The organism is Thermodesulfobacteriota bacterium (genome assembly GCA_040756475.1).
Taxonomy (GTDB): domain Bacteria; phylum Desulfobacterota; class Deferrisomatia; order Deferrisomatales; family JACRMM01; genus JBFLZB01.
Genome location: JBFLZB010000051.1, coordinates 1 through 26,625 on the forward strand (window position 1 = coordinate 1; position 26,625 = coordinate 26,625).

The following is a 26,625-nucleotide window of genomic DNA, read 5'->3' on the forward strand; positions in this document are numbered from 1 at the left end:
CTGGGCGCGTAGGGGCGCACAGCGTGCGCCCGGAGGGTTCGGGGTGGGCCCGAGGGCGGGCGCACGCTGTGCGCCCCTACGGGTGAAACGGCCGTATTCCCAAGCTCTCCGCCACTACGCGAACCCACACGGATCGGAACAGAGCCCGTTTTCGGAGATCTGCCCGAGAAAATCCCGCACAGACCCCGCAGTAAACGAACAAGGGGTTAGCCCATGCGAGCTAACCCCTTGATTTTGCTTGGCGTCCCCAGGGGGATTTGAACCCCCGTCGCCGGCGTGAAAGGCCGGTGTCCTGGGCCGGGCTAGACGATGGGGACGTGCGGCTTCCGGGACCCCGGGAAGGCGCTGCTTCCCGGGGCTCCCGGAAGCGCGGATAATTATCACGACGAGGGGCCGAGTGCAACCGGGAATTGGAATCGATCGGGAGGTCTCCGGGCTGGGCCGGGGAGTCAGTTCCTTGTGGCCACCTGGAGTGCGTCGGATGTGGCTTGGCTCGCGGCCGCCAGCCGGCGGCTCTCGGCGTTGATGCGCTCGGCGATGTTCCCCAGGGTGCGGTAGTCGCAGGAGACGACGTCCAGGAGGGTCTCCCGCTTGAACTCCTCGGCGCCCTCCCGCCCGCGGTATCCGGCCGCCCGGAGCATGAGGAAGTGCTCGTCGGAGAGGTCGGTGGGGATGCCCAGGGCCTCGGCCTCCCGGCGCAGGCGGCCGCACTCCTCCAGGAGCTCCACGAAGCTCCGGCCCTGGAGGCTCAGCTCCAGGCGGGGCCACAGGGTCGGGGGCTTGTAGAGCACGTACTCATACTCCATGGCCGACCGGACGAAACCCTCGTCGAACTGGAAGCCGAACCGCTCCTTCTCCGCGTGCCAGCGGCTGTGCTTGAACGGACCGGGGGGGGTGACCATGACCGAGTCGGGTCGCAACTCCTCCAGCAGCTCCCGGTTGGCGCGAAAGACCTCGTCTTGGGTCACGCCCTCCACCAGGGGGACCGGGTAGATGAGGGCCAGGATCAGGTCCACGGGGTGCCCGGCCCGCTCCTGGGCCTGGCGGATGGCCCGGGCCGTGGCCACGAGGTCGGCTCGGGTGACCCCCTTGTTCATCACCTCGGCGTTGATCCGGTCGTGGCCGGTCTCTCCCCCCATGAAGACCGCCCGCAGGCCCGAACGGATCATGGTTTCGTAGTGGGCCGTGGTTCGTTCGAAGACCTTGGGGCTCCCGCAGCTCTTCACCGCGCGGCTCCCCATGCCGTAAACGACCTGGAGACCGGCATCCAGCACGGCCTGGCCGATCCGGGCGCCGAAGGCTGGGGGGGTGTCGGAGCCGGCGAACCGAAAGATCCCGATGCCCTGCCGGGCCATGGCCTCCATCTCCTCCACCACCTCGGCCACGGCCCGGGGCTCGTACTTCTTGTAGAAGTGGGGGTGCACGCAAAAGTGGCACGCGCCCCAGGGGCAGCCCAGGCTCTCCACCATCACGTGGATGCGGACCTTGCCGGGGCTCGGTCCGTACCGGGGAACGGCCTTTCGCGTGAGGCGCACGGGGCGCTTGCGCCCCTTGGCTACGCCGGAGCCGCTGCGCCACAGGGCGTTCTCGAAACGGTGTGAGGCGATTTCCGCCAGAAGCTCCGCCTTCGGGCGGCCCGAGAACCGGTCCACCAGGTCGAGCACCTTGGTCAGGGCGAACTCTCCCTCGCCGCGCACCGCTAGATCGAAGGGGGCGTGACGGAGCACGTCTTCCTCGTACAGGGAGGCGTGGTAGCCGCCGGCCACCGTGAGCACCTCCGGAGCCACCTCCCGCAGGAGCCCGGCCAGCCGCCGTGCCCAGCCGAAGGCCTCCCCGTACCAGAGCTTCAAGCCCACCACGGGCACCCCTTCCTCCACCACCCGCCAGGCGAGCTCCCGCAACCGGGCGTCGAACCGCTGCGCCTGGAGCCGGGCCTGGGCGGCTTGCAGGCCGAGGGCGGCCGCCCCCACCCCTTTGCGCAGGGGCGAGGGCTCGGCGCCGGCCTTTCCCGCCAGCAGGTACCCGTAGAGCCCTCGCAAGGGGCGCGCCAGGGTGGGGGAAGCCAGGGAGGCGTAGAACACGTCGGTGGCCCAGTCCTCCAGCCAGACCCGGTGCCCCTGGTCCTCCAGATGGGCCGAGAGGACACCCAGGCCGTTGTCCAGGAAGGTATCGCTGGCGGAGCGCCGCCGGGTGGTGAGGGAGTTCCAGAGGAGGATGCGGGCCATGGGGCAACCTGCGAGAAGAAGGGGAGGGGGGTTGGGCCTGCCGCACCCCGTTGGGATCGGCAAGAAGCCCGGAAAGCTCAAGCGCCGTCCCCACCTCGCGCTGCCTCCGGGGCCGGCTGCGGCTTAGGAGCTTTCCAGCCGGCGCAGGTCCGCCCCCTCGGTGATGAAGTCGTATACGGCGGGCCGGGACCGCTTGACCCCGTCCAGCACGCCCAGGGCCGTCCCCATGCAGGGGTGGCGCTCGCCGTGATATTCCACCGCCTGCCCGATGATCGGGAAGTCGATCCCGAACTTGTGCAGCGCCCGGATGAGCCGAAGCTCCATCACCGCGTACCAGTGGGTGATCCCCGCCCGGGCGCTCATCCGCACGATCCCCCGGAAGAGCCCGATGGTGAGGTGGGGAAGCACCCTGCGCCGCTCGTCGTCGGGGGGGAGGGGGGTCACGTCCTCGGCGAGGCCGTGGGGGCTCTCCGGCTCTCCGCGGCGCTTCCGGTAGTGGCGGGAGAGGGCGAACCGGGAGATCTCCCCCAAGGTGGCGCGCGGAAGACATGCCTGCTCGAAGTCGGGGTAGAAGGACGCGCCGCAGTGCTCTTCGATGGGAAACGGGCGGGTCGCGTCGTCGGGGTCGGGCAGGACCAGGCGCACGGTCCCCACGGTCTCCGGCGCGGCCGCGTCCTCGGGGTTCGTCTGGAGCAGGGTGTGGAGAGAGCGACTGTCGTAGGGGTCTCGCTCGAGCCCTCCCGGGCAGTCCTCGGGCCGCTCGAATCCATGTTCGAGACAATACACCTGGTACCGCAACCGCTGTGCCGTCCGCACCACGGTTGGGTCCGCCCCGACCACCAGCTGAAAGTGCCGGTGGAACAGCGCAAAGATGTTCTCGGTTTCCATCCGGTCTCCCCTGTTCGGTGCACCCCCGGCCCGACCCGGCCCCAACCCCCGAGCGTCGACTCCCCCGGTAGGGCACGTCGGACGTGCGCTCCTCGCCTCCCCCGACGCCGGGGAAGCCGTGGCCCGCTACACGAGCCGGAGCTTGTAGCTCGGCGTCCGGGGCGGCTGGGCGTGGAGCGCGAAGGCAGCAAGCTCTCCCGCCGCCCCCTGCACGGCTTCCCGGACCACGGCCTCCGCTTCGGCCCCCCCCGCAGGCACCACGTGCAGGGTCGGACCGCCGGTGCCTTCCTGCACCCAGGCGAGGCAGACCTCAGGCCTGGCCTCGGCCCACTCCACCCAACGGCGGGCCGAAGCCGAGGGGAGCGCGCCCTCCCTGCCCAGAACGTGCAAGTAGCCGCGCCCGTCGAGGAAGCCTACATCCCCCGTGACGTAGAATCCGCCGCTGCGGCTGGCTTCCGTCAGATCGGGCCGCCTCCAGTATCCGGGGGACACGGTTCGGCCGCGAAGCCGAATCGAGCCGGCGCACCCGGCTTCCAGAACCTCGCCCCCGGGGCCGAAGATCCGGAGGTCAACAGCCCCCGTGGGCCGGCCCGTGCTGGCGAGCACCTCCTCGTCCCCGTCGCGAAGGGCCGCCGCATGCTCCGCCTGGTGGAGCAGGCTCACCGGCGGCAGGGCCTCGGCCATGCCGTAGCCCTGCTGGAGAACGGGCCCCAGCACCCCCACGGCCCTGCGAACTCGGGCCACCGGTATGGCCTCGGTCCCATACACCACGGCGCGCAGACTGCGGGTATCCCGCCGGCCGCGGCGCACCGCGTCGACGAACTCCGCCAGGAGCGTGGGGGTAAGAAACAGACGGGTGACCCGCTCCTTTTCGACCATTTTCGCCGCAACTTCAGCGTCCCAGGCGGGGAGGAAGAGGCTCTTCGCCCCCGAGAGCACGGCGGGCAGGATCAGGCCGGAGCCCGCGGTGGAGAGGGGAAGCGCGTGGAGGATGACCTCGCCGGGCTCCAGCGGTACCTTGTTCTCGGCCAGGGAGTAGTAGAGGCTCCAGCCCCAGCCCGCTGCCGTGCCCATCACCCCCTTGGGGTCGCCGGTGGTTCCCGAGGTGAAGTTGATCGTGATCAGAGAATCTCCCCGAATCCCCGGCGTTGCCGAAAGGGGAGCTGCGCCCGCGAGCGCGGCCTCGTAGGCGCCCCGATCCCCGGCCACAGGTTCGAGGGAAAGGGCGTCGAGGCCGGGCAGGACGCCGGGGCGCGTGCCGAGATAGGTGCGGGCCCCGCAGAACTCCGCCATCCAACCCAGGCGGTCGTCGGGGGTGCCGGGGGGAACCGGCACGGCGACGAGGCCGCCCAGGATGCCCGCCACCCGCGCCTCCACGAAGGCCGGATCGTTGGGTAGATCGATCAGCACCGGGTCTGCCGGCCGAACCCCCCGCGAGGCCCAGTGGCCGGCCAGCCGCCTGGCGCGGTCGAGTAGTGCGGCAAACGTGCAGCCGTTGCCGAACGCCGCCCCGGAGCCATGGCGCTTCAGTGCGGCGGGCAACAGGCGGTGGGGGTAGAGCAGGGAACGGAGCAAGATCTTCTTCACGGCATGGCCCAGCATCGGCACACTACCCCCAACCTATCCCGTGTTTCGCCGCGCCGCCCCCGGTCGGCCCCCGCCCCGCTCCCGTGCGCACCGGGAACCCCTTGCCGGCTCGCCGGGGCAGGGGTAGCTTTCCCAACGCCACGCCAGCTTGCCCCCCCCGGCAAGGAATGGCAACCACGAACCCCGATGTCGATGTTACATTTTTGGCCCATGGCGGCTTTCCCGTGGACACAAAAACTCTCCTTCGCTATCATCCCGCCCGGCGCTCGAAACTGCCAGGGTTCCGGAATTTGCGGCGGTTTTCGGACGGACCTGGGGAGGGCGCTCCTCTTCTGCGTCAAGGGGTCGTAAAGTCCCGAGGATCCGCGGCCGATACGTCCCCCGCGGACCTGACCGCCATGCTTCGCCTCTTCCCGCCGGCTGCAACGTGCAGGAGGCAACCGTCCATGTCGTTCGTATCCCCGGAGAAGCCGGCGCGTCTGTTTTCCTCCCCGGATGGAGCGTTCGGCAGAGTCCTGGCACCGGTTCCGCTGCCCGAGATCGCTTTTTCTCAGGCGTTCGAGCGCTCCGACATCCATGGTGCCTACGCTCTGCTGTACAACTGCTACCTGGAGCGGGGGTTGATCCGCCCCAACCGGGCGGGACTGCGCTACACCCACTACAACCTCCTGCCCGAGAGCGCCACGTTCGTGGCGAAGGCCGGGGAAGAGGTCATCGCCACCCTCTCCGCGATCATCGAGACCCGCGCGTTCGGGGTCCCCATGTCGGAGGTGTATGCCGACGAGCTCGAGGGGCTGCGAACCCAGGGGTTTCGGTTTGCCGAGGGTTCGGGTCTGGCGGTGGATCCCGCATACCGGCCCATCGGCATGCACCTGGTGATGAACCTGGTGAAGATGGCCATCACCTACGCCCGCAAGCTCGGGGCGAGTTACGCCACCATCGCGTGCCACCCTCGCCACGCCCGGTTCTATCGACAAGTCTTCCTGTTTCAGGAGTTCGGAGAACGGCGCACCTACGGGGCCGTAAACGACGCGCCCGCTGTCGCCCTGGGGCTCGATCTCGAGGACCTGGAGCAGACCTACCGCCGTGCCACCAGCGGCGAGGGGGACGGAATCTACCGGTTCTTCTTCACGGACGAGATCTTCCGGTGCCCGAACACCGCCTTGCGCTCCGCAGCCCTCGGAAAGCCGGTAGTGCAGGAACTGCTGGCGCTGCAACCTTTTCTGATCGAGGCCCTCGAGACCCGTGCGCCGGGCACCGTGGCCGCGCTCACCGGCTGGGAGGACCCGGATGTGGCCGACCGGCGCGGCTCCGCCGTCGCGAGCCCCCTCTGGGAAGAGATCCCCGCCTTCGTCGCCGCGTGAGAGCCCCCTGCGGGCAGAAGCGGACATTCCCCGATCCCGGGCGGTCGTGGAGCCCGGCCTTCCAGGCACGACGCCCCGACCCATCTCCCTCGATTCCGGCCCAGCCAGCCGTCAGCCTCTCGGACGGTAGTACAGGAGCTCTCGCCGGTAGGCGGATAGCTGCCGCTCCAGGAGCTCGCGCCGGTCGGGGGGAAGCGGCGCAAAGGATGCGGCCGCCGTGGCGTTGGCCTCCACCTGCTCCGGGTCGTCGCATCCCACGCTCGCCAGGGTGACCCCCGGCACCCCCAGGGCGTAGTGCAGGAGGACATCGGCCCCCTGGCCGCCGGGAATGCGCAGCGCCAGGCCCCGGCACAGGGTCTTCATCGCCACGACCCCCAGGTTCTTTCCCCGGGCCACCGGGAGCACCGTCTCGGCGAAGGAACCGGGGCCGGACTCCCCCGGGTTCATGGGGAGCAGCACGCAGTCGAAGTCGAACAGATCCAGGGCCTCCCGGAGCACCGCGGGGCTCTCGTGGCCCGATACCCCCGCGAACCGCACCTGCCCGGCCTTTCGGGCTCTTGCCACGGTTTCGAGTGCCCCCCCGGGACCGGCAAGGGTTTCCAGATCTGCGCGGGTGCGCACGTCGTGCACGTACCACAGGTCGATCCAGGTCGTGCGCAGCAGGGCCAGGCTCTCGTCCAGGTGGGCCTGGGCGCCCCGCGCCCGGCGATGGTGCGATTTGGTGGCCAGGAAGACCCGATCCCGATCCCGCCCCAGGGCGCGGCCCAGGTACTCCTCGCTCCCGGCGTAGGCCCGGGCCGACTCGAAGTAGGTCACCCCGAGATCCAGGGCCCGGCGGATCATCGCCTCCGCCTCCCGCTCCCGCCCCCAGGTGCGGAGCACCCCCTCCCCGCCAAGCCCAAAGATCGTCACTTCCGCCCCCGTCTTGCCCAGAGTCCGCGTGGGAATGCTCATGCCTTCGCCTCCTGGAGGCGGAAAGCCTAGTGCGAAACCGGAGACTGACAAGGGAGGGGAGGGAACGGCCCGGACGCTCTCCCGTCTGCCTACGGACGATTCACGTGCCCGGCCGCCGCGGGAAGGAAATGACCTGGCCCGGTTTTTCGGGATCGGGAGAGCTCTCGGCCGGCGCCGCCGGCACCGGCTCCGGGAGGCGCTGGATGCGGATCGGGGTGCCCCCCATGGTGAAGGGCTCCCCGTCGATCTGGGAGGGCTCCAGGGTCCAGACGAGCTCCTGGAGGGGGACGCTCAGCACCTGAAAGCGCATTTGCCGCCATCCCTTCTTCACGTCGGGGAGGATCTCTTCGACCCGGGCGAAGAACGCCGGCTTCTCCTGCACATGGACGAGGATGACGTCGCGGGGCTGGACGAGGGTGTCCATGGGGTCCTTTCGGGTGACGGGTTACGGGTGACGGGAAGCGTGAGACGTGAAGGGTTATGGGTTACGGGTGACAGGTAACGGGTGATGGGAAGCGTGACTTGCACAAGCCAAACGGCCAATCGCCCCCGCGGCGTGTGACGTCGCGAAACGTCAGCCTACCGTCCCGGCGGAGCCGGCTCCAGGTAGAACGCTGATCGCTGAGAGCTGACGGCTGCCCGTAGCGTAGCAGTAGAGGCACCCGTGGGTGCAGGTGTCGTAGGCGCCGATGTCCACCGAGGGGACGCATCGGCAGCCGGGGCGCTGGCCGCGGTCTCGGCCTGTCCCGACCCCCAGGCCCCAGAGTCGGTCCAGAACAGCGCCGTCGATGCACGCTCCGGGGGAGATCTCCGCCGGAAGCTCGGCTTCGCAGCACGATTGGAAGGCGAGCCCCCGGCGCCCGGCTTCCGCGGAGAGGTCTGAGAGGAGCGGCCCAGGTGCGGCCTGCCGGTCGGGCTCCAGACCAGCGGCCGAGAGACGGCGGCGGGCCTTGGGATAGTCGTCGTAGAGGCTCACGACGCACCGACTCGCCACATCTCCAAGGGAGGCGGCCAGGCGGCGAAAGTTGCGCGCGTGCCATTCCCGATCCATCCCGAGGGCAGGGCACAGGAAGATCGGATCGTACCGCCAGGTGACCCGTTCCCGCCCCACGAGGGCGGCCAGGCGCTGTACGGCGTCCACCGCGGCGGTCGGGTCCGGTGCGCCGGGCTCGAGGGGCCGGGGGTACCCGGTCACCGTCACGAGCCAGAGGGTTCGCAACCCTCGCGCTTCCCACGCGGGCACCGCCGGGAGGAGAGGGCCGGGGTTTCGGGTCCAGAGCACCAGGGCGGTCAGGGTCCCGGCGGGGGCGGGCACGAGATCCACCCGGCGCACCCGGGAAGGGGCGTAGGAGTTTCGCACCTGGACGTGGCCCGCGTCAAGCCGCTCCAGGAGCCAGGGGGCGTGCAAGGCGGGCACGTCGGTTCGGCGGCTCGCCGAAACGATCACCCCGAACGCTCCGACAGGAGGAGCAGTCCCACGGCGTTTACGGCGAAATGGGCCGCGATGGGGGCGAGAAGACCTCCGGTGGCCAAGGCGACCCAGCCCAGGGCGAAACCCGCGGCCACGGCCCACAGGGACCACGGCCACAGGCCCTGTCGGGGAACCAGATGGGCCGCTCCGAAGGCGAGCGAAGAGACGGTAAGCCCGGCGTAGGGGAGCAGGAGGCCGCGAAACACGATCTCTTCGGCTGTGGCGCTCAGGGCTGCGAGCAGGACGGCGTCGGCGGGGTGGAGCCCGCCCACCAGGCGGGACAGGAGGCGCGTGAGGCGCCGGCCCCACCGGGTCCAGCGGGTGACTGCCTGGCTCGCCGCCGCCAGGCCGCCCCCCAGCCCCAGGCCCCACAGCACCCCCTGAACGGGATCGCGGCCCCGCAGCACTCCGCCGTGGTGGGAGACCTGGAACGTCTCCAGAGGCGCTTCCAGATACGGCAGCACCGCCAGTGCCAGGACGCACGTGCCTGCGTAAGCGAGCGCCGCAGCTGTCAAGTGGGAGGGGCGAGGTGGCGTCTCCAACCGGGGGGATCCTGGAGAAGGGAAGGGGGCGCGGGGACTCTACAACTCCCGGCGGCAGCTCGGCAAGCGGGGATGGGGTTATACCCGAAACGTGGCTACCAGGGGCGCGTGGTCCGAGCCGGGGTCGGCGGAGAGCCCCGGCTCCGGACCTTCTTCGGCGTCCCGGAGGAACTCGTTCAGCACCCGGGCGCCGGAAAAGTGGGGGAGCAGGGATCGGGAGATCAGGATGTGGTCGAGCATTTCCGGGTGGCCCCGGTAGATCTGGGAAAACCGCAGCCCCGGGGGGATGGAGAGCTCACAGGGCAGCAGTTCCCGTTCCCACAGACCGGGGCTGCGGCACGCCCGGGCGTCGCCGCGCACGATACGCAGCGCTTCCGACTCGAGAAAGTCGTTGAAGTCGCCCAGCACGGCCACCCGGGCCCGGGGATCGTCGGCGAGGACCCGGTCCACGGCCCGACGCAGCTCCACGGCCTGGGCCAAGCGCTTGATCTCGGTGAGAAGGCGCGCCTCCCCCACGTCGCCCAGGGACGCCCAGGGCTCGCCTTCCTTCCTTCGAGACGGGGTAAACGAAGGGATCTTGGACTTCCAGTGGACGACCAGGAGGGCCACGGCCAGGCCTGGGGCATCCCACAACACGTGCAGGACGGGGCGGCTGAAAGGCCCCTCGACGCGGACCGCCATCCCGGTCTTGTCGTCCACCAGGGCCACGCGGGCTCCCCCGGCGACGGGCCGCGGGTCCCGGAGGGGGTAACGGGAAAAGACCCCCGTGAGCAGGGGGCTCTCCGCGCGGGCCGAGACCACCCGGTGGGGGTAGCCCAGCCCTTCGAGAAGGGGCTCCAGGAGGGCGGGGTCGAGGAGCTCCTGGAACGCGATGGCATCGGCGTCGAGCCGCCGCAGAACCCCCCGCAGCGCCTCCCGGTGGCGGATGAGCCAATCATCCCGCCGCTCCTCGCCCGGGCGGGTGCCCAGGTTCTCCAGGTTGAAGGTGGCAAGGCGCAGCTCCACGCAAACCTCCTCGGGCTTGAGGGGCGTCGGTTCCCTAGACGGACTGGACGACCACGTGGACGCTTCGGGTCCGGGGGCCGTCGAACTCCGCAAAGAAGACCCCCTGCCACGTACCGAGGACGAGGCGCCCGTCGCGGATGGGAATCTGGACGCTCGCTCCCAAGAGGCTCGCCTTGATGTGGGCGTCGGAGTTGCCCTCCCTGTGGCGGTAGGGCCAGCTGCGCGGCACCAACTCGGAGAAAAACGCCAGAAGGTCTCGGCCCACGTCGGGATCGGCGTTCTCGTTGACCGTGACCGCCGCCGTGGTGTGGGGCACGAACACCGTACAAAGTCCGCCCTGGGCGGCGGCCTTGCCCAAAGCCCGCTCGATCTGGCCGGTGATATCGGTAAGACACTCCCGTTGGGGGGTGCGGACCTCGAAGGTGTGCATGGGCGATGCATCCCCAATGGTCTTCAAGCGAGGAAGGGAGCGTCGCCACGATAGCACAGGGCTTGCCTACGGCAAAGCGCGGATTGTCGGGCTTTTCCTTGACTTGCGCGGACCGGTCGGGTAAGAAGAGGACCCCGCCAAACCGGGTGAGAGCCCCCGTTCCTGCGCCGGCCGCTGCCGGCAGCGGAGGAGCCAGCATGTACACCATCACAGACATCGTTGCGCGCGAGATCCTCGACTCCCGGGGAAACCCTACGGTAGAAGCCGAGGTCCACCTCTCCAGCGGCATCAGCGGGCGGGCGGCGGTGCCCTCGGGGGCATCGACGGGAGAGCACGAGGCGGTGGAGCTGCGGGACGCAGACGAGAGGCGCTACCTGGGCAAGGGCGTGCTCAAGGCGGTGGAGAACGTCAACTCCGTGATCGCGCCGGAGCTCCTGGGGTTCGACGTGCGCGAGCAGGTGCAGCTCGACGGCAGTCTGTGCGAGCTCGACGGTACCCCCAACAAGGAGAAGCTGGGCGCCAACGCCACCCTGAGCGTGAGCCTGGCCTGCGCCAAGGCGGCGGCCCTGGCCTGCGAGATGCCCTTGTTTCGCTACATCGGAGGCACATCGGCCTCCCTGCTCCCCGTCCCCCTCCTGAACATCCTCAACGGGGGGGCCCACGCCGACAACAACGTCGACATCCAGGAGTTCATGGTCGCCCCCGTGGGCGCGCCCACGTTTCGGGAGGCGCTGCGAACCGGGACCGAGGTCTATCACGCGCTCAAGAAGATCCTCAAAGAGAAGGGCTACCGAACGTCCATCGGGGACGAAGGGGGGTTCGCCCCGGACCTGGGATCCAACGAAGAGGCCCTGGACCTCATCCTGGCTTCCATCGAGCGGGCCGGCTACACCCCCGGCGGCGACGTCCTGATCGCGTTGGACGCGGCAGCGAGCGCCTTCTACAGGGGCGACCACTATTACCTGGCGGCGGAGCCCCAGCCCCGGAAGAGCGTCTCCGAGATGGTGGAGTACTGGAAGCGGCTGGCGCAGACCTATCCCATCTTCTCCATCGAGGACGGCCTCGACGAGAACGACTGGGACGGGTGGAAGGCCATGACCGATGCCCTCCGGGACCGGGTGCAGATCGTGGGGGACGACATCTTCGTCACCAACACCGAGCGTCTGCGCTCCGGCATCGCCTTGGGCGTCGCCAACTCGGTGCTCGTCAAGGTCAATCAGATCGGAACCCTGACCGAGACCCTCCAGGCCATCGAGATGGCCCACAAGGCAGGCTATACGGCGGTCATCTCCCACCGCTCGGGGGAGACGGAGGACACCACCATCGCGGACATCGCCGTGGCGGCCAACGCCGGCCAGATCAAGGCCGGAGCCCCGTGCCGGACGGACCGGGTGGCCAAGTACAATCAACTGCTTCGCATCGAAGATGCCCTCGGGACTTCCGCCCGCTTCAACGGACCCGCCATCCTGGCGCGCCGGGAAGGCTAGCCCCGAGCCCGCGGCGAACGGCGGCGCGGGAGGAGGCCAGGTGCGCCACCGAAGATCGCTACCACACGGACCCACTGAACCTTCGAGGAGACCGACCCCATGGCCCTGGAACAGACGCTGGCAATCGTGAAACCCGACGCCACGGCCCGCAACGTGGCGGGCAAGATCATCGCCCGGATCGAAGAGGAGGGATTCGCCGTCCGCGCGATGAAGAAGCTTCGCCTGAGCAAGGGGCAGGCCGAGTGCTTCTACGCGGTACACCGGGCGCGGCCCTTTTTCGAGAGCCTGACCCAGTTCATGTCGAGCGGACCGGTGGTGGTGTTGTGCCTGGAGAGGGAAGGGGCGATCGCCAAGTGGCGGGAAGTGATGGGCGCCACGAACCCGGCCCAGGCAGCCGAGGGCACCATCCGCAAGCTCTACGCCGTGGACATCGAGAAGAACTCGGTCCACGGCTCCGACGCCCCCGAGACGGCTGCGGTGGAGATCCCCTTCTTCTTTAGCGGCCTCGAGCTGGTGTGACCCGGCGGCCTCCGCGGCCCCCGCTGGTTTCGTGCCGCGGGGGCCGCGCCGTCGACTACTGGCCGGGGCGCTTCATCCCGGGGGGCATCCCCCGGGGCATGCCCTCGGGCATGCCCGGCGGGCCGGTCAGGGGCACCGGGGTCTCGGTGATGCGGGTCTGGGCGTCCCGGCCGTAGGCCAAGAGTTCCATGGTCGAGCGCTCGGTAGTGGAGGTCACGACTCCGAAGGGCAGCACCGACGGGTCGAAGTCGTAGGTGGCCAAGACCTTTCCTTCGCCGTCCAGGATGCGCTGGAGGGTGGCCTGGAACGTGCCGGCGGGCACCGTGACCGGGCGCTTTTCTCCCGCCTCCAGCCGCAGCCCCTCGCCTCCCTGGGCAGGCACTCCGCTGCGGGTCTCGAACATCTGCGCGGCCACCCGCCGCCCCATGGCCACGAAGTCCTTGGGCATCTCCATGGCGGGGTTCTCGCCGCTCTTCATGATGAGTCTCTGAATGTTGTCCGGATCGTTGGGGTTTCCCTTCACCAGCATCTTGATGACATTGCGGTGCTCCCCGTCCTCCATGAAGACCTCGTACCAGAAGGAGTCCACCTCCGTGCCCACGATGGCCATGCGCATCTTGGATCTCTTGCCCGAGTCCTTCTCGACCACCGCGTACTCGGACCAGACCCCCGGCTGGGGGTTGAAGGTGCCGAAGAGCCGGGGCACCTCGGGGAAGGCGCCCTCTCGGCCCGAGGCCAGCGGGGACGAGCAGGGCAGGGCGAGCGCGATGGCCGCGGCGGCGGCCGCGATCCGGCGGGGGGTGCACCACATGGCAGGCCTCCTTGGAGTTGGTTTCGAGATGGGCGCCACTGTAGCAAGCGGGAATGGGGACGCAAGGACTGTGGCTTGTTTCGGAGCAAGCAACGGGTGTCGTGGGGGGCGTGGAGCGTGACAACCCGCACCGGCGACCGCCCGGGGGTCCGGATCACCTCGGGGTGGCTGAGGGGGCGTAGGGTAGAGACGCCGGCTGGAGAGGGGACCAGGCCCCTGCTCACCCGCTTGCGCAAGACCCTGGCGGATCTCTTGCGGCCGAAGCTCCCTGGCGCGCGGGTTTTGGACCTCTTTGGCGGTTCCGGCGCCATTTCCTTCGAGCTGCTCTCCAACGGCGCGGCCTCGGCAGCGGTGTGCGAGCTCGATCCCGTGGCTGCCGCCCTGGTGGCGGCCAACGTTCAGGCCCTCGGTCTGGAGGAAAAGGTCCGGGTCCTGCCCGGGGACGCGCTGGAGTGGGTGGCGCGCCTCGGCGCCTCCGGAGCGCGCTTCGACGTGGTCGTGGTGGCGCCGCCCTATGGGCTCGGCCTGCAGGGCAGGGCGCTGGCCGCCCTCGGGGAACACCCCGTCCTTGCGCCGGGGAGCACCGTCGTCGTGCAGCGTGAGGCCCGGGAGCCCCTCGCCGAGCCGCCCGGGGGGCTACGGCTGACCCGGTCGCGGGGACACGGACGCACCGTCTTCGATTTCTACGAACCATGTGGGTGACAGGAGTTTCGGAGGAGGGGACCGCGCGCAACGGCGGCTCCCCGCCAAATCTCCTCGTGGCGCTGGAGGGACTGCGCCGCGGCCCGGAGGCCGCGGCGATGGCCCCCGCGTGGGTCCTGATTTCGGAAGGGAAAGTGGTACACGCGGGCCCCAATGCGCCCCCGGGCAGGCCCGAGCCCTGCCTCGTTCTCACGGGAGGCTGGGCGGTGGAACCCCTGGCCGACGCCCACGTGCATCTCCACCTCACCGGGAACCCGGACCCGGAGGTTCGCCGCACGGTGGCCGGCTTGAACCGGGAAGCCGCTCTGGCGGGGATCCTGGAGACCTTGCAGGAGTGTCGCGCGCGGGGCATTGCCGTCGTGCGGGACGCGGGAGGGCCGAGGGCACTCGCCCTGGAGGCGGCTCGGATCGCGAACCGGCACCCCGAGCGCTACGCGGGCGTCGCGGCCGCCGGAGAGCCCCTGTGCAAGGCCGGTGGGTATGGGGGATTTCTGGCCAGGGGCGCGGAGGATCTCGGGGAAGCGCTCCGCCGCGTCGAGGAAAACCGGCAAGCGGGTGCGGCCTATGTTAAGATTCTCGCCACCGGGGCAAACAGCTTGGAGGAGCCCGGAGCGGTCGGACCGGTCCAGTTTTCCCGGGAGGAGCTTTCGGCGATCACCCGGGAGTCGAAAAACGCCGGCCTCGGCGTCATGGTGCATGCCAACGGCCCGCTCGGAGGCATCCTGGGGTGCCGCCCGGATACACTGGAGCACGGATTCTGGCTGGAGAAGGCCGACATCGAGTTCCTGGCCGAAGAACGGATCGCGTGGACCCCGACCCTGGCGGCCTGGGCCGCTCTCGCGGAGCGCACGGACCTCACCGGGCGGCAGCGGGACGTGCAGCAGATCACATACAGCCGCCACCGGCAGGAAGTGGCCCAAGGAGCGAGCCGGGGGATTCGCCTCCTGGCGGGCAGCGATGCCGGTACGCCCGGCGTACCCCACGGCGAGGGTCTCCTGGGCGAAGTGGAGCGTCTGGCCGAGGCCGGGCTTTCCAGGACCCGGGCCCTCGCCGCATCCACATGGTCTTCGCGGATCCTGTGTGAAAAGGCTCTCGGACGGCGTCTGGGAGGGTTGGAGGTCGGGAAGAAGGCGGGATTCGTGTGGGTCGCGAGCGACCCCGTCCAAGATCCTACCGCTCTGCGCAACCCGCTGGGCGTGTACATCGGGGGAGAGTGGACCCGATGCTTGCCTCATTCTTTACCTTAGCTAGCATGCCAAAAGCGTCTAATATCGCAGTAGAAAGGAAGATCGCGTGACACGAGACGAGGCACGGCCCGCCTGGGCCTGGTGGGGCGGCCCGGAGGAGGAGCTGACCCTTCGCCACGCCGTGCGCATCCTGCGGACGGCGGGCTCCCTGGAAGAGCTCGTCTTCTCCGGCGGGCCACCGCTGGACCGGGCGCTGCGGCACCACCAGACCCAGAACCGCAAGATGGGCCGCAGCGACCGGCTTCTGCTCGGCACCGCCCTCTACGCCCTGGCCCGGAATCGCGAGCTGTACCGCCGGGCACTGCCGGCCGCGCTCCCGGGGGACGGGGAACACTTGCTCCTCGCCCTGCTCGACGGGTACCGGGGCGACCCGGGGAAGGTGCCCCACCTGCCCGAAGGCCCACTGCGCTGGGTCCGCCTCCTCGAAGGAGTAACCGCGCTGCGCGAGACGTGGGTCTCGACACTCACGGCGGCCTGGAAGACTCCCGTGGGCGGGCTGCCCTCGTCGGTTCAGGATGCCCTCGAGGGCCTCCTCGGAATTCCACTCTGGTGGGTAGAACAGGGCCCCTGGGACCGCGTGGGGGAGGTGGTGAAGGAGTGCGCGCGGCTCAAGAAACCCCAGCGCCTCATCCTGAGGGTGCAACCGGCCACCGCCGTCGCCCGGGACGCCGCCCTGCGCCGGCTGCGCGCGGAGGGGATCGCCTGCCGCCCCACCCGCCGCAGTCCCTGGGGCCTCGTGGTGGCCGAGCGCCACAACGTGCTCGCGTCGCCCACCTACCGGGAAGGCCACGTCGAGGTCCAGGACGAGGGAAGCCAGCTCGTGGCCTGCCTGTGCGATCCGAAGCCGGGGGAGAAGGTGCTCGACTTCTGCGCCGGGGGCGGCGGCAAGGCCCTGGCCCTGGGGGCCGCCATGGAGGGGCGCGGCAGCGTGGTGGCCTACGACGCCGACGCCCGCCGGCTTTCCGACGCCCGCCGCCGGGCCCGCCGGGCCGGGCTGGGCAACGTTCGGGTGGTGGCCGACGCGGGCGAAGTGGGGAGGGCGGGGCCCTACGACCTGGTACTGGTGGACGCCCCCTGCTCCTCGTCCGGAACCCTGCGGCGCAACCCAGACGTGGCGTGGCGCTGGTCCGAGGAAGACGTGCGCCGCCTGGGCGCCCTCCAGGCCGAGATCCTGGACCAGGCCGCCGCGTTCCTGCGCCCCGGGGGCACGCTGGTGTATGCCACGTGCAGTCTGCTGGAACCGGAAAACGGTGCGCAGGTCCGAGGGTTCCTGGAGCGCCGGCCGGAGTTTCGGCCCGCGCCGCCCGGAGATCGGAAAGGGCACGCCCCACTGCTGGACGTGCCCGGAGCAGGGGAGGGGGCATTTCGCCTACCCGCCACCCTGCCCCAGTACGACGGAGATGCGTTCTTCCTGGCTCGATTTCGCCGAGAGGGGTGAGGAAGGCGCGCCCCGCGGGTCCACGCTCTCCGCCCGGCCGGGGGATCCTGGGCCACACGCGCGGTCGCCGACGCCCGGTCCCAGTGGTATTAAGGACGTCATCGGGGAGAAGGGCGTTCATGGCGCACGCGCACGCAGATCACTGCCGCCACGGACACGTCGCGGCCCCCGGAAGGGGATCGCGGCGCAGCCTGTGGCTCGCCTTCGCCCTGACCGTCTCCTTCATGGTCGCCGAGGCCGTGGGAGGATGGCTCATCAACTCCCTGGCCCTGCTCAGCGACGCCGGACACATGCTCACGGACGCAGCGGCCATCGGGTTGAGCCTGCTGGCGCTCAAGGTGGGCGAGACGCCGCCTTCGGCCACCAAGACGTTCGGATACCGGCGGGTGGAGATCCTGGCAGCCCTCTTCAACGGGCTCGCTCTCTGGGCCATCGTCGGAGTGGTGCTCCGGGAAGCTTACGGGCGCTTTCGCGAGCCCCAGGAGATCCGGGCCGTGGGGATGATGGCCGTGGCCGCGGCTGGCCTTGCCGTGAACCTGGTCTCGATGAAGCTCCTCCACGCACACAAAGACGAAAACCTCAACGTGCGCGGAGCCTTCCTCCACGTGGTTGCCGACGCCCTGGGCTCGGTGGGGGCGCTCACGGCGGGGATCGTGGTGGCCGCCACCGGGTGGACCCCGGCGGATCCCCTTGCCAGCGTGGGGATCTGCGCGCTCATCCTGTACAGCTCTTGGGGGCTGGTGCGCGAGGCGGTCCACGCGCTCCTCCTCGGGGTTCCCGCCCACCTGGACTTTCGGCAGGTGCAGCGGGCGATTCTGGAGCAGGAAGGCGTGTGCTGTCTCTATGATGTGCACCTGTGGTCCATTGCGCCGGGCCAGGAAGCCCTCTCTGCCCATCTGGTGGTCCCCGACGGGTATCCGCGACAGAAGGAGCTTCTGGCGCGCACCGTGGCGCGCCTTCGGGAAGACTTCGGGATCACCCACGCCACGATACAGATCGAGGAGAGCCACGAACTGAAGGACTCCCGCCTCCGTTCCGCGTGTACGGTAGAAGGGGAGGGCGCCGCGTGCGCCTTGCCGCCCGGACCGAAGCCGTCCGGAGGGGAAGACCCCAGGTGACGGGGCGATGGGGAGGGGGCTCCGCACGCGCCCTGGTGGCGAGATTTCTCTTCGTGGCCGCTATGGCGTTTATGCTTCTCTCGACCCACCGAACCCTCGCCCCTTCGGCGAAGAACTCGGACACTGCCCGTATGCATCGAGAGGACCCGGTGCTGGAGGACCTGGCCCTTCGCCTCAGGGAACACGTGGAAGCCCTGGCCGTGCCCGGGGGGCGTTCCTGGCGACAGCCGGCGGTCCTGGCCGCGGCTGCCTCCCGCATCGAGGCCTTCTGGGAAGCCCAGGGGTATCGGGTGGAGCGTCAGCCCATTCCGGGTTTCGGCCCCGAGTACGCCAACCTCCTGGCCTTCGGCGGAAAGTCCTCCTGGCAGGGCGAGCCGATGCTCCTGGCGGCCCACTACGACGCCGTGGAAGGAACGCCGGGAGCCGACGACAACGGGAGCGGTGTTGCCGTTCTCCTGGAGGTTTCGCGGCTGCTCACTGCACCGCGGGCGGCCTCGGGCCCCGTCGTCTTCGCGGCGCTCACCCTGGAGGAGCCTCCGTTTTTCGGCACCGAACGGCAGGGCGCCTGGGTGCTGGCCCAGTCCTTGCGGCGCAGCCGGGTTGTCCTGCGGGGCGCGCTGGTCCTGGAGATGGTGGGCTACTACCGCCAGGAGCCGGGCACCCAAGCATATCCCTTTCCCGTAGGGCTGCTCGGCTACCCCAGTCGGGCCAACTTCGTCGGCCTCGTGGCCAACCGCCGCAGCCGGCACCTCCTGGGCCCGTTGGCGGCCGGGATCGTAGGGACGGGCCTTCCGGTGGAAACCCTCGCGGTACCCGGCAGGGGACGGCTCCTGCCGGCCATCCGCCTGAGCGACCACGCCGCCTTCTGGGACCTGGGGTTCCCGGCGCTGATGATCACGGACACGTCCTTCTTTCGAAACCCCCACTACCACGGACCGGGGGATGTGCCCGAAACCCTGGACTACGCGTCGATGGCGCGGCTCGCCCTGGGCCTGGCGCGGGCGCTGGAGCCGGGGGGAGGCCGGTAAGGCAGTTCTCTTCCAGATCGTGCAGGGGGGGGCCGGCCCTGCAGCGGTATTCACAAGTTGACATAATATATCTTATCAGACGTTGCGGGACAGCGCGCCGCCGGCCCCCATCCCGACGGAACCTCGGCGAGGAACCCGCAAGCACGTTGGCTTGACGTCGCTTTCTTGCGTGATATCGCGTACCTAGAAATACACAACACATGTTATTTATCAATGATGGCCCGCGGCGAATCGGTGCGCCGCAGTCTTCCGGCTTCCGCCTTCCGGCTCTTCTTGGGTACTATCCGTCCATGAACGTGCGCTGCCCCACCTGCCGCACCACCGTCGTGTGGGAAACGGCCCCTCATCGTCCCTTCTGCAGCGAACGCTGCAAGGCCGTCGACCTGGGACGCTGGCTTCGGGAGGACTACCGGATTCCCGTGGAGGACGAGGAGTCGGGCTCCGACGGCTCCGCGGAAGCCTCGACCGATGGATCTTTCGCCGCTGTTCCGCAACGGGGCAAGGCGGCGCTTGCCGGCGACACGCCAGAGGGAGGAACGCCATGGAGAAGACCCAGATCCTGAGCGCGCTGGACCGTGCCATCCAGGCGGAGCACGAGGCCAACGTCTTCTATGCCAACGCCGCGAGCCAGACCGACGACCCCGCCGGGGCGCGGATGTTCCACGAGCTGGCCGACTTCGAGAAGCATCACGAAGAACACCTCCGCACGCTCAAGAGCTCGCTGGAGGCCCAGGGAAGCTGGATCTCCTATCCGGGAAAGAAGATCTCCAAGGTGCCCGCCGCCGAGGCCACGGGGCGAAAGGCGGCCGGGCCCCACGCTAATGCGTTGGACGCCCTGCGCATCGCGATTGCCGCCGAGGAGAAGGCGATCTCGGAGTACCGGGCCCTGGCGGTGGGAGCCCCCGACGCGAAGGGACAGGAGATGTTCCAGAAGCTCGCCGAGGAAGAGGAACTCCACCGCAAGCTCCTGGACGACCAGTACTATGCCTTGACCAACCGAGGGGTGTGGCTGTGGGGCGATTGATCCGGCTGGGGGTCCCGGCCCAGCTCAAGGCGGTCATCGACCGCTTCCAATGCCGGTGGACCCGCCTCCACGTGCTGGGACGCGCCCTGCCCCGCCGCGTCCCGGCGCGTTCGTCGCGGCGGCGGGCGCCCCCTCCGCCAAGGTCTTCGCCTGCTCACGCCATACCGTCGACGCCTTGTTCGAGGTGATCGGCGCGATCGGAATCGACGCCGCCTCCGATCTCGATTTCGACTTCGACCGAGAAGAGATCGCGAAAGCGGCGGCGGCGATCCTCCAGGGTAGGAGCGCGGGGGGATGCCTGCCGGTGGGGTTTCTTGACACCTCGTCTCCGGCAGCTACCCTGCCCTCCTCATCGACACTGCGTCGGAAAGGAGGACCATGATGACCCCTCGATGCACCTTGCAGGCGATCGCCCTCACCCTCGCAGCGCTTTTTCTCACCGTTCCGGGCGCCTTTGCTGAGACCATCGCCCCGGGGCAGGTCCGCGTCGTGGAAGGCACGGTGGCCTCCGTGGACGTGGCACACCGGGCCGTGGTCGTCGCGGCGCCCACACCCAAGGGCGAGCTCACGGTGGGTGTGACCCTGGCCGCAGGAGTGGAGCCCGCCCGAAACGGCAGCACCATCCCCCTCTCCGACGTGGCGGTGGGCGAGCGGGCCGTGCTGCGCTACTCCCGCGAGGACGGGCGCCTGGTGGGGCTCGCCCTCACCGTGCGGCGCTGACCCCTTCTGCCTCGGGAACCCAAGAGATGAGACGGCGAACGCGCATCCGCGTGGCGGCCCAAGCGGCCCTGGCGGGATTCTTCTGGGCGAGCCTGCCTGTCCTCGCCCCAGCCCAGGATCTCCCGGCTTCCCAGGTGTTCGTGAACCTGGGACAGCGGCCCGATGCCGGAGCCCGGGCGGAATACCTTCGGTTGCACGCGGGAAGGCGGGTGGAGGGAACGGGAAACGTCGAGGCGGTCCTGCCGCGTTCGTACTACGATACGTCGGTACCCCACACGAATCCCGCGGTGGCGCTCCTCCACGTGGGCTCCGGCCGCAAGGTCGTGTGCGGACTGCCGCGACTGCTCTCTCCGGAAGAGATGCGGGAGTACCCGGAAGGCTCCCCCGTGCTGTTCTCGGGGAGCCTCGCGGACGCCCAGGACTGGGGAGAGTGGAGCACCCTGTACCTGAGCAATTGTTCCCTTGCCCGGCGCTGAGTCTCGTCAGTTCCCCAGCCACAGGGGCAGGGAGAGGCTGTAGGCCTGGGGGCTCCCCCCCTCCCCTTCCGCAAAGAACCGGATCACGGCCGAGTAGGACCCCGGGGGCAGGGGTTGCCCCTCGGTGTCGCGCACCTCCCAGACGAAATTGCGCAGGTCGCCCGGTGCCAGGCTTACCAGCGCCTGGGCCACCATCTGGGGGCGAAAGACCACCCGCCCCGCGTCGTCTCGGATCTCGATGGGGAAGGGGTTGGGCAGGTCCAGGGGCTCCCGGGCCTCGATCTGCAAGGTGATCCGGCGGCCCGGTCCCGGCGGGCAGTCCAGACAGCGCCAGAGCGCTCGCCTTGCCGCCGTTTGACCCTCCCCCGCGGCGGCTTCCGGGAGACCCCGCAGATCCCGAGCGGCGGAACCCACCTGCCGGGCAAGGCCGTCCCGGACGCGCAGGATCTCGTCGAGCGCCTCCCGGTCCACCCGGTCCGCCGCACCCTCCCGCTGCAGGGCGTGCCACACGTCCTCTTCACGGGGGAAGCCGCGCGCATAGACGTCGGGATGCGCCTCGGCCCAGACCTCGCCGTTGGGCAGAACGGCCAGCTTGACCGGCGTGTAGAGGAACTCTGCCCGGGAGCCGCGGCGGACCCGGCGAAACAGCTCCTCGATGCCCGGATCCCCCACCCGCACGCACCCGTGGCTCAGGAACTGCCCGATGGAACTCGGAAACGGCGTGCCGTGGATTCCGTAGCCCCATAGCGAGAGCTGGATCCAATACTTCCCCAGGGGGTTGTCCGGTCCCGGAGGGACCTTGGACACCACCACCCTGCCCTCCCGAGCCATCTCCTCCTGAATCGAACGGGGCACGTGCCAGGTGGGGTCCGACTCTCGAAAGAGCACCGTGAAGGACCCCACCGGCGTGGGCCACTTCGGGCGCCCCAGGCCCACGGGATATCGGGCGGCGAGACTGGCCCCTTCGAAGACGTAGAGCATGGCTTCGGGCACGTTGACGACGAGCCCATCGGCCACGGCGGCCGGCACGATCCGCCGGGTGTCCAGCTTGAGCTCTTGCCCCACGCGAAGCCGGTTCGGATCGGCGATGCCGTTTTGCGCAGCCAGGGTCTGCCAGCGCACCCCGTGGCGGGCTCCCAGACCGATGAGGGTGTCGCCCGGGGCGGCGACGACCCGGCGAATTTCGCCGGCGACCTGGCGGAATACGGGAACTCCGCCCGCTTGAGCTGCTGCGAAGGTGGGCAGGGCAAGGAAGAACAACAGCGCAGCCACGCGCGTCATGTCGAACCTCCGCCGACACGCTCGCCGGCGAGCAAAGACTCCAGCCATCAGGCCGGGGAGCGCCTTGGGCCGCCGGGGCACGGCCTCACGGCTCCTCGAGCACGAACTCCCAGGCACACCAGTACTCCTCCGGGTGGGGGTCGGGCGGGCACGCCACGCAGCGGGTGCGCAGGCGCGGGTCCACGGTGCGGGCAAACCCCGCGTACTCCACCAGGCCGACGCTCTTGCAGGGGAAGTCCGGCAGGCCCTTTCGCTTCCGGGCGGACTGGACGCGACAGTCGAGCATGCGAAAGACCGCGCGCGTGGCCGACACCTCCACGCACTCCTGGCGGTTCAGCCGGGCGTAGAGCCGGTGCTTCAAGCACTCCACCAGCGCCGGAATCCCGCCGCCGGGCGCCATCCCCAGGCGCTCCATGATGCGCTTGGCCTCGATCGCCGTAAACGCCTCCCAGGCGTCCCGATCCGCCCGAATCGCCTCTTCGATGCCGTGGACCTTCTCCACCGCCTGGAACCAGAGCCCGTCGTGGGCCAGCCAGTTCTTCGCATCGTCGATCACGACCCGGATGAGCTCCTCCTTCGTCATCGCCTCGAGAGCCTGGATGCCCTCGTCTCCGGCAACGGTGCTCGGTACACCTCCTGCGCCCGCCTTCTCCATCTTGTGTTCCTCCTCTCGCAAAGGGAAATGACAGGGTAGCACAAGGCACAGGCCCTTCGGGCCCAAAACCGGCTCGCTTCCGGGCCTTCGCGATGCCCCTACCACTCCACCCCGACAAACAGTGAAAAATCCGGCGACGCCTGCACGACCAGGTCCTCCGTGAAACCGAGGGAAATCCAGGCGTCGGCGCCCACCTGCCGGCGCACGCCCAGCGCCAGGAGGAGGACGTCGCGGTCCAGCGCCGGGAGGCCCGTGCCGTAGGGGGACGTCGCGAAATGGAGCTGAGCCGCGGCCGTTCCCAAGGGGCCCAGCTGCACCCCCGCGAACGCGAGCGCCGAGAGAGCCCAATGGGATTCCAACCGGAGCGCCGCGTCCGGCGAGCCCCCCAGATACAGCACGTCTACGTTTGCCCCGACGCCGGCCCGCGGGCCCTGCCAGCTCGCCAGCACCCCCCCTCCCCCGTCCGCATGCCCACTCCCGAAGCCGTTTCGCGCAGAACCGGTGGGAAGCTTCAGGGACAGCCGAGCCGCAGACCGCAGCGGCCCGGGCGCGCCCAAAGGATGCACCGCCTCCAGGACCATGTCTCCCAGCCCGCCCCCCGCCGGGGAACGGGGAGCATACTCGTGCCGCCCCCGCGTCACCCGGTAGCCGAAGGCGTTCTCCGGCCGGTCCTCCCGGTCTCCGTCGGGAAAGCCGAAGGCATCGTGGTAGGCATCGAGAACCGGGTCGAAGGCCCCCCCGCCATACCAGAGGTAGGGCACCTCGAGGGAAAATCCTCCTCCCCACGGTGCCCCCCACCGGCCCACCGCCGCCACGCGCCCCACCTCCATGTCCGTCACGAGCGACGTATCCCCGCGCTCGTGCACGGCGCACACGGTCGCGTACGCCAGGTCCATTCGGCCCCCCGACCGCTGCTCGGGCAGGGACGGAGACGGCTGCAAGAACAGCAGACGCGGAGGGTAGAGGTTTCGAACCGGCAGCGGCGCGAATTCCGACGCCGCGGCCGGAACCGCCGCCAGCAGCAGGAACGTTGCCGCCCCCATCGACCGCCACACCCCGCCCGATCGATCGCAACTCCCGTCTGGGCCCACTCGCCGACCTAAGGAAAACACGTCGAAGATCCTCCGGAGCTCGCGTCCGCCCGTTGTCGCTCACCTCCTCGGGGACCCGGGTGGGCACCCCCCACTGCCACCACGCCCGCGACCGCGAAACGGTTGGCCGTACCCACCCTATCGTGGCGCTCGGACCATAAGGAGGGCACGGGGCGCAGCGTTGCCCCGACCCAGTTTCCACCGCTATCGGTATCGGTATCGGTATCGAACCCGAATCCGATACCGATACCGATACCGAACCCGATGTCGGCGCAGATCCGGGCGGGTGGTTCCCGCGAAGCGGGGTTCACCCGCCAACCGGGTCAGGGCAGTTGCCCTGCTCTATTGCTCACGATCCCCGGCGCGGGAGATCCAAGGGAATCCCCTGACAGACCATGGCCCAATGCACCCTGAGCCATCCCAGTCCATCGGTACGCAAACCCATGCGAACCCGACCCCATCCTCCGGTAGGTTACGGCAACGTTCCCCGTGGGGTCCGTCCGCGTAACCGTGCGGGCACCCCTATGGGATCGGATCGGAAAGAGCGCCCTCTTGCGGTAGTTATCCGGGTGGCACGCAACGTGGATACTGTGCCGCCCGGAAGCGAAAAATGCCACTCCATTCTCCCCGTCCCACGGAGGTTTCCCATGCGACGGTATCTCCCCTTCCGTAGAACCCCCATTCCCGGCACGTCAGGCAGCGGCCGCCGAGCGCCGAGCAAACTCGCAGTCGGCCTCCTTGGCGCCCTGGCAGTGCTGGGGCTCGCCGCGGGCGCTGCCGCCGCCCCCCCGAACGGCAAGGGCCCCCAGTGGGCCGTGGGTCGCGTGCTCGTGCAGCCCAGGCCGGGGCTCTCCGAGGGCGCTTTCGACGACGTCCTCAAGGGACACAACGCTCGCTCCCAGGGGAAGATCCGGGGCATCGGCGTGCACCTGGTGCAGGTGCCGCCCCAGGCCGAAGAAGCCGTCGTGCGCGCCCTCGCCAGGAACCCCCATGTGGCCTTCGCCGAGGTGGACATGCTCGTCACCCCGGACGCCACCACCGTCAACGACCCGAGCTACGGCAGCCAGTGGTACCTGCCCAAGATCGGCGCTCCCAGCGCGTGGGACTCCTCCAACGGAGACCGGGTCGTCATCGCCATCCTCGACACCGGTATCGACGGCACCCACCTCGACCTCGTGCCCAACCTCGTCCCCGGTTGGAACGTCTACGACAACAACAGCAACACCTCCGACGTCCACGGCCACGGCACTTGGGTGGCGGGCGTGGCTGCCGCGGCCGGCAACAACGGCATCGGCATCGCCTCGGTGGCCTGGGGCGCCTGGCTCATGCCCGTGCGCATCGCAGACCCCAACGCCTACGCCTACTGGAGCACCGTGGCGAGCGGCATCACCTGGGCCGCCGACCACGGCGCCCACGTGGCCAACGTGAGCTACAACGGGGTGTCGGGGAGCTCCACCGTGCAGAGCGCGGCCCGGTACCTCCGGAGCAAGGGCGGATTGACCGTGGTGGCCGCTGGCAACAGCGGCGGCGAGGAAGCCATCGCAGCCAACGCGGACCTCCTCACCGTCTCCGCCACCACCTCTACCGACACCAAGGCGAGCTTTTCGAGCTACGGCGCCTATGTGGACCTGGCGGCGCCCGGCACCAGCATGCTCACCACCGGGCGGGGCGGCACCTACGTCACCGTGCAGGGCACCTCCTTTTCCAGCCCCTGCGTGGCCGGCGTGGTGGCCGTGCTGATGTCGGCCAACCCCACCCTGGGGCCGGCCCAGTGGGAGAGTCTTCTGCTCGACACCGCCGTGGACCTGGGTGCCGCGGGCTGGGACCCGATCTTCGGCCACGGACGCGTCGATGCCGCGGCCGCGGTGGCAGCGGCCCTCGACGCCCAGGTGCAGGACACCCAGGCACCCACCGTGGCCATCGCGTCCCCCACGGGCGGTATGGTGCAGGGCCTGGTCGCAGTCAGCGTTTCCGCAAGCGACAACGTGGGTGTGGCCCGGGTGGAGCTCTGGGTCAACGGAACCCTGTACGCGACGGACGGGTCGGCCCCCTTCGGGTTCACCTGGGACTCGACCCAGGTCGCCGACGGCTCGGCGAGCCTCGTGGCCCAGGCCTACGACGCAGCCGGCAACAAGGCCGTCTCCAAGACGGTCACGCTCACCGTGGACAACGTGGCTGACCCCGTGGACACCACAGCCCCGGTCGCCCGGGTCGTGAGCCCCGAGAACGGCGCCACGGTTTCCGGAACGGTCACCATCCAGGTCGCCGCCACCGACGACGTGGGAGTGAGTCTGCTGGAAGTCCTGGTCGACGGCGCCGTCCTCTGCGGCGGCAACGTGAGCCCGCTGTCGTGCAACTGGAACACCCGCAAGGCCGCCGCGGGCGACCATACCCTCACCGCCCGGGCGCGCGACGCCTCCGGCAACATCGGCACCGCCTCGGTGCAGGTGCAGCTAGGCACCTCCACCACCACCGACGGATCCAAGACGCCCCCCGGGCGGGCCAGGAAGTAGAGAGTCTTTCGTACCGGATTGCAAAGCGGGCGGCCCGACGGGCCGCCCG

At 69.7% G+C, this 26,625-nt stretch carries 25 protein-coding genes, 1 tRNA gene and 1 pseudogene; 13 read left to right on the forward strand and 14 right to left on the reverse strand.

Annotation, left to right across the window (positions count from 1 at the left end; translation table 11 throughout):
- Positions 1-239 precede the first annotated feature (239 nt).
- The 4 genes from AB1578_09465 to AB1578_09480 form a co-directional block, all read right to left on the reverse strand.
- Positions 240-317: transfer RNA gene (locus tag AB1578_09465), tRNA-Glu, on the reverse strand.
- Between the two features lie 132 nt (positions 318-449).
- Entirely contained in the window at positions 450-2,225 is a 1,776-nt protein-coding gene (locus tag AB1578_09470) for a cobalamin-dependent protein (protein MEW6488127.1), read from the reverse strand.
- Between the two features lie 123 nt (positions 2,226-2,348).
- Complete coding sequence (locus AB1578_09475) at positions 2,349-3,113, reverse strand: PEP-CTERM/exosortase system-associated acyltransferase (GenBank protein ID MEW6488128.1); 765 nt, start codon at positions 3,111-3,113, stop codon at positions 2,349-2,351.
- 126 nt (positions 3,114-3,239) lie between these two features.
- Positions 3,240-4,715, reverse strand: coding sequence for a long-chain fatty acid--CoA ligase (locus tag AB1578_09480; protein MEW6488129.1), 1,476 nt, complete (start codon positions 4,713-4,715; stop codon positions 3,240-3,242).
- Positions 4,716-5,146: 431 nt separating this feature from the next.
- Between AB1578_09480 and AB1578_09485 the strand changes: the two genes are divergently transcribed.
- On the forward strand, positions 5,147-6,064 hold the full coding sequence (locus AB1578_09485; protein MEW6488130.1) for a GNAT family N-acetyltransferase: 918 nt from the start codon (positions 5,147-5,149) through the stop codon (positions 6,062-6,064).
- A gap of 111 nt (positions 6,065-6,175) precedes the next feature.
- On the opposite strand, the gene AB1578_09490 is transcribed toward AB1578_09485, so the two are convergent.
- From AB1578_09490 to AB1578_09515, 6 genes are all read right to left on the reverse strand, one after another.
- Complete coding sequence (locus AB1578_09490) at positions 6,176-7,018, reverse strand: aldo/keto reductase (GenBank protein MEW6488131.1); 843 nt, start codon at positions 7,016-7,018, stop codon at positions 6,176-6,178.
- 100 nt (positions 7,019-7,118) lie between these two features.
- Positions 7,119-7,442 (reverse strand): hypothetical protein, encoded by a 324-nt coding sequence (locus AB1578_09495; GenBank protein ID MEW6488132.1) that lies wholly within the window; start codon positions 7,440-7,442, stop codon positions 7,119-7,121.
- Between the two features lie 150 nt (positions 7,443-7,592).
- Positions 7,593-8,465, reverse strand: coding sequence for a DUF1848 domain-containing protein (locus AB1578_09500; GenBank protein ID MEW6488133.1), 873 nt, complete (start codon positions 8,463-8,465; stop codon positions 7,593-7,595).
- On the reverse strand, positions 8,462-9,031 hold the full coding sequence (locus AB1578_09505; protein ID MEW6488134.1) for a CPBP family intramembrane glutamic endopeptidase: 570 nt from the start codon (positions 9,029-9,031) through the stop codon (positions 8,462-8,464). The genes AB1578_09500 and AB1578_09505 overlap by 4 nt, the downstream gene beginning before the upstream one ends.
- 78 nt (positions 9,032-9,109) lie before the next feature.
- On the reverse strand, positions 9,110-10,036 hold the full coding sequence (locus AB1578_09510) for an endonuclease/exonuclease/phosphatase family protein (protein ID MEW6488135.1): 927 nt from the start codon (positions 10,034-10,036) through the stop codon (positions 9,110-9,112).
- A 34-nt stretch (positions 10,037-10,070) separates the two neighbouring features.
- Positions 10,071-10,466 carry a secondary thiamine-phosphate synthase enzyme YjbQ gene (locus AB1578_09515; protein ID MEW6488136.1) on the reverse strand — a complete coding sequence of 132 codons (396 nt, stop codon included), beginning with the start codon at positions 10,464-10,466 and terminating at the stop codon, positions 10,071-10,073.
- A gap of 197 nt (positions 10,467-10,663) precedes the next feature.
- On the opposite strand from AB1578_09515, the gene eno reads away from it, so the two are divergent.
- Both eno and ndk read left to right on the forward strand, forming a co-directional pair.
- Positions 10,664-11,953, forward strand: coding sequence for a phosphopyruvate hydratase (eno, locus tag AB1578_09520; GenBank protein MEW6488137.1), 1,290 nt, complete (start codon positions 10,664-10,666; stop codon positions 11,951-11,953).
- 99 nt (positions 11,954-12,052) lie between these two features.
- Entirely contained in the window at positions 12,053-12,472 is a 420-nt protein-coding gene (gene ndk / locus AB1578_09525) for a nucleoside-diphosphate kinase (protein ID MEW6488138.1), read from the forward strand.
- Between the two features lie 55 nt (positions 12,473-12,527).
- Here ndk and AB1578_09530 read toward each other — a convergent pair whose 3' ends face one another.
- A complete protein-coding gene (locus AB1578_09530) occupies positions 12,528-13,283 on the reverse strand; it encodes a hypothetical protein (GenBank protein MEW6488139.1) in 756 nt (251 codons plus the stop codon).
- A gap of 117 nt (positions 13,284-13,400) precedes the next feature.
- Between AB1578_09530 and AB1578_09535 the strand changes: the two genes are divergently transcribed.
- The 9 genes and pseudogenes from AB1578_09535 to AB1578_09575 all read left to right on the forward strand — a co-directional run bounded on the left by AB1578_09535 (position 13,401) and on the right by AB1578_09575 (position 21,036).
- A complete protein-coding gene (locus AB1578_09535; GenBank protein MEW6488140.1) occupies positions 13,401-13,985 on the forward strand; it encodes an RsmD family RNA methyltransferase in 585 nt (194 codons plus the stop codon).
- Positions 13,986-14,191: 206 nt separating this feature from the next.
- Positions 14,192-15,232 carry an amidohydrolase family protein gene (locus AB1578_09540; protein ID MEW6488141.1) on the forward strand — a complete coding sequence of 347 codons (1,041 nt, stop codon included), beginning with the start codon at positions 14,192-14,194 and terminating at the stop codon, positions 15,230-15,232.
- A gap of 46 nt (positions 15,233-15,278) precedes the next feature.
- The gene (locus AB1578_09545) at positions 15,279-16,670 is read left to right on the forward strand and encodes an RsmB/NOP family class I SAM-dependent RNA methyltransferase (GenBank protein ID MEW6488142.1); all 1,392 of its coding nucleotides are present in this window, start codon (positions 15,279-15,281) and stop codon (positions 16,668-16,670) included.
- 119 nt (positions 16,671-16,789) lie between these two features.
- Positions 16,790-17,788 carry a cation diffusion facilitator family transporter gene (locus AB1578_09550; protein ID MEW6488143.1) on the forward strand — a complete coding sequence of 333 codons (999 nt, stop codon included), beginning with the start codon at positions 16,790-16,792 and terminating at the stop codon, positions 17,786-17,788.
- Between the two features lie 131 nt (positions 17,789-17,919).
- Positions 17,920-18,816, forward strand: coding sequence for a M28 family peptidase (locus AB1578_09555; GenBank protein ID MEW6488144.1), 897 nt, complete (start codon positions 17,920-17,922; stop codon positions 18,814-18,816).
- Between the two features lie 290 nt (positions 18,817-19,106).
- Positions 19,107-19,274, forward strand: a pseudogene (locus tag AB1578_09560) (DNA gyrase inhibitor YacG).
- A gap of 83 nt (positions 19,275-19,357) precedes the next feature.
- Positions 19,358-19,840: a ferritin family protein gene (locus AB1578_09565; GenBank protein MEW6488145.1), complete on the forward strand. Its 483-nt coding sequence runs from the start codon at positions 19,358-19,360 to the stop codon at positions 19,838-19,840.
- A gap of 378 nt (positions 19,841-20,218) precedes the next feature.
- A complete protein-coding gene (locus AB1578_09570) occupies positions 20,219-20,560 on the forward strand; it encodes a hypothetical protein (GenBank protein MEW6488146.1) in 342 nt (113 codons plus the stop codon).
- 26 nt (positions 20,561-20,586) lie between these two features.
- A complete protein-coding gene (locus AB1578_09575) occupies positions 20,587-21,036 on the forward strand; it encodes a hypothetical protein (GenBank protein MEW6488147.1) in 450 nt (149 codons plus the stop codon).
- A 6-nt stretch (positions 21,037-21,042) separates the two neighbouring features.
- On the opposite strand, the gene AB1578_09580 is transcribed toward AB1578_09575, so the two are convergent.
- From AB1578_09580 to AB1578_09590, 3 genes are all read right to left on the reverse strand, one after another.
- Positions 21,043-22,317, reverse strand: coding sequence for a L,D-transpeptidase family protein (locus tag AB1578_09580; protein ID MEW6488148.1), 1,275 nt, complete (start codon positions 22,315-22,317; stop codon positions 21,043-21,045).
- Between the two features lie 85 nt (positions 22,318-22,402).
- Positions 22,403-22,972, reverse strand: coding sequence for a DUF6125 family protein (locus tag AB1578_09585; protein MEW6488149.1), 570 nt, complete (start codon positions 22,970-22,972; stop codon positions 22,403-22,405).
- A 98-nt stretch (positions 22,973-23,070) separates the two neighbouring features.
- Positions 23,071-24,015 (reverse strand): DUF3187 family protein, encoded by a 945-nt coding sequence (locus tag AB1578_09590; GenBank protein ID MEW6488150.1) that lies wholly within the window; start codon positions 24,013-24,015, stop codon positions 23,071-23,073.
- A gap of 695 nt (positions 24,016-24,710) precedes the next feature.
- On the opposite strand from AB1578_09590, the gene AB1578_09595 reads away from it, so the two are divergent.
- Positions 24,711-26,576, forward strand: coding sequence for a S8 family serine peptidase (locus tag AB1578_09595; protein MEW6488151.1), 1,866 nt, complete (start codon positions 24,711-24,713; stop codon positions 26,574-26,576).
- Positions 26,577-26,625: the final 49 nt, after the last annotated feature.

What these genes read in the sequence shown, in the direction of transcription:
- eno (MEW6488137.1), top strand. Translation starts at nt 10,664, where the DNA reads ATGTACACCATCACAGACATCGTTGCGCGCGAGATCCTCGACTCCCGG.
- AB1578_09575 (MEW6488147.1), top strand. Translation starts at nt 20,587, where the DNA reads ATGAGACGGCGAACGCGCATCCGCGTGGCGGCCCAAGCGGCCCTGGCG.
- AB1578_09515 (MEW6488136.1), bottom strand. Translation starts at nt 10,466, where the DNA reads ATGCACACCTTCGAGGTCCGCACCCCCCAACGGGAGTGTCTTACCGAT.
- AB1578_09590 (MEW6488150.1), bottom strand. Translation starts at nt 24,015, where the DNA reads ATGGGGGCGGCAACGTTCCTGCTGCTGGCGGCGGTTCCGGCCGCGGCG.
- AB1578_09530 (MEW6488139.1), bottom strand. Translation starts at nt 13,283, where the DNA reads ATGTGGTGCACCCCCCGCCGGATCGCGGCCGCCGCCGCGGCCATCGCG.
- ndk (MEW6488138.1), top strand. Translation starts at nt 12,053, where the DNA reads ATGGCCCTGGAACAGACGCTGGCAATCGTGAAACCCGACGCCACGGCC.
- AB1578_09565 (MEW6488145.1), top strand. Translation starts at nt 19,358, where the DNA reads ATGGAGAAGACCCAGATCCTGAGCGCGCTGGACCGTGCCATCCAGGCG.
- AB1578_09490 (MEW6488131.1), bottom strand. Translation starts at nt 7,018, where the DNA reads ATGAGCATTCCCACGCGGACTCTGGGCAAGACGGGGGCGGAAGTGACG.
- AB1578_09550 (MEW6488143.1), top strand. Translation starts at nt 16,790, where the DNA reads ATGGCGCACGCGCACGCAGATCACTGCCGCCACGGACACGTCGCGGCC.
- AB1578_09570 (MEW6488146.1), top strand. Translation starts at nt 20,219, where the DNA reads ATGATGACCCCTCGATGCACCTTGCAGGCGATCGCCCTCACCCTCGCA.
- AB1578_09595 (MEW6488151.1), top strand. Translation starts at nt 24,711, where the DNA reads ATGCGACGGTATCTCCCCTTCCGTAGAACCCCCATTCCCGGCACGTCA.
- AB1578_09470 (MEW6488127.1), bottom strand. Translation starts at nt 2,225, where the DNA reads ATGGCCCGCATCCTCCTCTGGAACTCCCTCACCACCCGGCGGCGCTCC.
- AB1578_09555 (MEW6488144.1), top strand. Translation starts at nt 17,920, where the DNA reads ATGCATCGAGAGGACCCGGTGCTGGAGGACCTGGCCCTTCGCCTCAGG.
- AB1578_09480 (MEW6488129.1), bottom strand. Translation starts at nt 4,715, where the DNA reads ATGCTGGGCCATGCCGTGAAGAAGATCTTGCTCCGTTCCCTGCTCTAC.
- AB1578_09495 (MEW6488132.1), bottom strand. Translation starts at nt 7,442, where the DNA reads ATGGACACCCTCGTCCAGCCCCGCGACGTCATCCTCGTCCATGTGCAG.
- AB1578_09585 (MEW6488149.1), bottom strand. Translation starts at nt 22,972, where the DNA reads ATGGAGAAGGCGGGCGCAGGAGGTGTACCGAGCACCGTTGCCGGAGAC.
- AB1578_09475 (MEW6488128.1), bottom strand. Translation starts at nt 3,113, where the DNA reads ATGGAAACCGAGAACATCTTTGCGCTGTTCCACCGGCACTTTCAGCTG.
- AB1578_09580 (MEW6488148.1), bottom strand. Translation starts at nt 22,317, where the DNA reads ATGACGCGCGTGGCTGCGCTGTTGTTCTTCCTTGCCCTGCCCACCTTC.
- AB1578_09485 (MEW6488130.1), top strand. Translation starts at nt 5,147, where the DNA reads ATGTCGTTCGTATCCCCGGAGAAGCCGGCGCGTCTGTTTTCCTCCCCG.